At 34.8% G+C, this 3,831-nt stretch carries 6 protein-coding genes; all 6 read left to right on the plus strand.

Annotated elements, in window-relative coordinates:
* Positions 1 to 333: 333 nt before the first annotated feature.
* Positions 334 to 747, plus strand: a complete 414-nt coding sequence (locus AC22ZQ_RS13100) for a hypothetical protein (RefSeq protein ID WP_318959213.1) — start codon at positions 334 to 336, stop codon at positions 745 to 747.
* A gap of 131 nt (positions 748 to 878) precedes the next feature.
* On the plus strand, positions 879 to 1,532 hold the full coding sequence (locus AC22ZQ_RS13105) for a hypothetical protein (protein ID WP_318959214.1): 654 nt from the start codon (positions 879 to 881) through the stop codon (positions 1,530 to 1,532).
* A 36-nt stretch (positions 1,533 to 1,568) separates the two neighbouring features.
* On the plus strand, positions 1,569 to 2,078 hold the full coding sequence (locus tag AC22ZQ_RS13110) for a hypothetical protein (RefSeq protein WP_318959215.1): 510 nt from the start codon (positions 1,569 to 1,571) through the stop codon (positions 2,076 to 2,078).
* A 70-nt stretch (positions 2,079 to 2,148) separates the two neighbouring features.
* Positions 2,149 to 2,580, plus strand: a complete 432-nt coding sequence (locus tag AC22ZQ_RS13115) for a hypothetical protein (RefSeq protein WP_318959216.1) — start codon at positions 2,149 to 2,151, stop codon at positions 2,578 to 2,580.
* A 133-nt stretch (positions 2,581 to 2,713) separates the two neighbouring features.
* On the plus strand, positions 2,714 to 3,364 hold the full coding sequence (locus AC22ZQ_RS13120) for a hypothetical protein (protein WP_318959217.1): 651 nt from the start codon (positions 2,714 to 2,716) through the stop codon (positions 3,362 to 3,364).
* Positions 3,365 to 3,369: 5 nt separating this feature from the next.
* A partial coding sequence (locus AC22ZQ_RS13125) for a YdeI/OmpD-associated family protein (RefSeq protein ID WP_318959218.1) occupies positions 3,370 to 3,831 on the plus strand: 462 nt, incomplete at its 3' end.

Here is a 3,831-nt window from a genome sequence, read left to right on the forward strand (position 1 = left end):
CGATTCTGCCCCTTATAATATGGGGGTTTCCCTCCTAAAAGTTAGGTCGGACTGTACATTGTAGTACACTTATTTTGGTTGAGAAGTTTATTAATTTTTCATACTAAGTTAAGTCATTAAAAACAACAACTTAATGCTAAGAATCCTTGTTATTCTAATTCTTTCTTGGTCACTAATTTACTTTTATAATGTTAAATCCAAGACCTTCACAAAGATGATCCACAAATCATAATTTGTTCATTTATCAAATTCTTAGAACAAAAAATTAGAGATTGATTAAAAATGCGTAACGTTTTCTTATTTTAGGTCTTATAATCAAAAAAACTTAACATCATGAAAGCTATCCTAATTCTTTCCCTTTCTCTTTTTATGGGAACTCAACTCTACGGTCAAAATAAACTTTACGTGGAACAACATGGAGGAAAAAGAAGTGTTTTAAAACTCGGAAAAGTAGGGTTTTACTCCTCGTATTATTCTGGGCAACAAGGTAACTGTGATACCCTTATTTGTAAAGGACAAGGCCTCGTCAGTGCTGATCTTAAATTCCCAAAATCTCTCGTGGAAGATGAAGACCAAGAGAAATACGAAATTTTCAACAAAGCCCTGAAAAAATCAGTCAGAGCCATGAAAAGATCTGGTCAAGAAGCCGGTAAATTAACGCTAACCATAAAAGGAAGAAAAGTAGAAGTTAATTACTCTGAATTTAAAAAGCCGGGAGATCTTAAGATGGAAATTACTTTGATATAATTTCTACGTCCAAGCCTAGCTATTGCTAAATAAGGCTTGGACTTTGTTTTTCCATGTCTAGCATCCATGTAGTTCATTTCAATTCTTATATTTCAGCAATATTGACAGACCATAAACAACCATTGAAAACAATGAATTACAATACAGATAAATATAAAATCTACACCTGGAAAACCCCTTTAGTGTTACACTGGATTATCAATCCTGGTTTGGCCATAAATGAATTAATTTTCGGTCAAAAAGTTCCCAAAGTGAGTTTGGTGGACAAAACTTCTGATCTACCATTTATTGAGCGTAGCTTTGTTCCTTGTCCGCATTGTAACGCCCTACACGACCAACGAACTTGGTCTACCCAAAATGGAACAGCATTTAAAAATTGGTTTGGACTTTATTGTAAAAGCTGTGGCAAAATCATTCCTTGTGTTCACAACCTATTCAGTCTACTAATTCTTGCCCTTACCTTTCCTATTTGGGGATGGTTTAGAAAATCACTCAAAGAAAACTGGTTATCGAAACAAGCACAACGTTTTGAAAATTTGGATACCACCAAAATTCCAAATCCCTTTGATGGAAAAAATTGGTGGATATCAGGCCTAAAATGGGCAGGATTTATGTTTCTAACAATGCAAGTGATTTGGCCCTTGTTGGATGGAACAGGGATCACTTGGGAAAGCTTAGCAAAAGGTGCTGTGATATGGCCCATATCTGGATTTTTCTTTGGGTTTACCATGAAAGTTTTCACTACAAAAAGAGGGCGTAAAAAAGAACACACCTTAATTGATTGATCGGGTGATTAACAATTTATTTAATTGAACGTCGAAATGACACTTAAATCCAACGCTTCTCCCAAAGAAACTTCATCTCCATTTTACATGAAGAATGAACAATTATGCAAACAATGGGAAAGTTATGCAAGCCATAAAAACGGAACAGTTAAAGGCATTTTCAACGCCTCCTCTTTTCATCTATTAGCAAAGATTGAGACCTCCTCGTTGTGGGAGATTCAAGTAAAAAAAGCGACTTATTCTAGTGGAAACTTACTCCTTTCATCTAAGTATCAAAACCTTCAAGAAATACTTACCTTTAAAACAAAAATCCCTTCAAGTACATGCGGAAATTTTAAAATATGTAAATCTGTATTCAAACGCAAAAGTCAAAAGCACCCATTGTATCAAATGGTTTACGATTTATGTGCGGAGGACTTAGAAAAAAGACGCTTGTATCAAGCAGAATTCAACAAGAAAGTACTGACTTTCACCTACCATCATTGCAATGATGATTTTGATTTGGTGGAAAAAGTACTCAACTTAGGTTTGAATTCTGAAGATTAGGAATTACACTTTATAGTGAAACATTAAAGTTAAAAAAGAAATCAAGAATTACTTAATCCCCTTATTAACCATGAAAAAACGTCTCAAAAAGCATATCCAAGCTAAAGATTTTGTAAAAATATACTTGGCCGACCAAGATGGATTTGAACTTTATCGTTTCGACGGAATTATACGCGATCAAAATGATGACTATATACTCATGGTGGATTTTACGGATTTAACTTATGACGGTGTAGTTGTGTTTAGAAAAGCAGATGTTTCTGAAATTAAACATAGTAAAAATGAAATCTTCTTTAACACTGTGTTAGCGCAAGAAGGGTTTAAAGATAAAGCCTTGAAAAAAGCAAATAAACTCGGTCTACACCTTAATGATTTTAAGGGAATGATAGAACAAGTCAAGACCCAGAAACTGCCTTTAATTCTAGAACGATTATATGAAAAGGAGACCAAATTCCAAATTGGATCTGTAAATAAAATCGGTAAAAAAAAAGGTCCATATTAACTACTTTAACGCACATGGTGAATTCGACTTTAAGCCTGTTAGTTCAAAATATGATGACATTACCTTTGTGAGAATTGGTGATCCTTATTCAACCTACATGTTTAAACATGCTAAAAAGATTAATTAAGTTATAATGAAAAGCTACATCGATGGATTTGTATTTTTCTTACTGCTTTTTACGCTTTTGGCATGTGAGCAAAGTCCAACATCTAAAACCTTTACGGGTGATTTAGCATTAGACATTGAAAAGGATACCCTTTATCCTTCGTCAGCACGACTACCCGAACCTGATATTTTGGAACGCTTGAAATTTCAAAAGAGAAGGATAGATACACTTCTGGCAAATGATAAATTGCAAAAAGAATTATGGCTTATAGCGGAAGGCACAAAACAAATCATTCGTCTTCAGCGTCAGGATTTACTCGACACATGTACGAACACCACATTTATACTTTTTAGAGATAATTCAGGAAAAGTTCTATGTGCAAGAGAAGTACCCTATATCCAAAGTGGAGATGGATTAATAAGTTATACGCATTACTTTGATTCAGAGGGTAAAACCTTTGCTTTTGAAAGGTACATCACCTATCTCAGTTCTAGCTATAAGGATGACTATCTCTCAGAAAACATCATCGAACTCTACAACCAAGACTTTAACAAAATTCATCGTGATAAAACGTTAAATATTGAGAAGGGGGAGCATCCGTGGAATTATAGTTATGAAGTGGCTCCTACTTTTGAAGTATATTGGGAAAGAATAAAGATAACCGAACACAAGGATTAAATAGTATGCCACAAACAATAGACATTTTTCAGCCTAATTCACCAAAAGCTTGGAGAGAATGGTTGGCTAAAAACCACAAAGAAGAGGAAGCTGTTTGGCTCGTTTTTCATACCGTTAAATCGGGAAAACCAAGTTTAACTTGGAGCGAAGCTGTAGACGAAGCCTTATGCTTTGGTTGGATAGATAGTAAAAAGGTTAAAATTGATCAGGACACTTATCACCAATACTTTTGCAAACGCAAACCCAACAGTACTTGGTCTAAAGTAAACAAGGACAAAGTGGAACAACTCAAAGTAGAAAACCGCATGCAAAAAGCCGGATTAGCCGTAATTGAAAGGGCTAAGAAAAATGGATCTTGGACCTTGCTAGACAGTGTAGAAGCACTTATAGTTCCGGAAAAATTAAACCTTGAATTCAACAAATATGAAGGAGCCAGAGACTACTATGAATCCTTGAGCAAATCTTCC

The organism is Lishizhenia sp. (genome assembly GCF_057456495.1).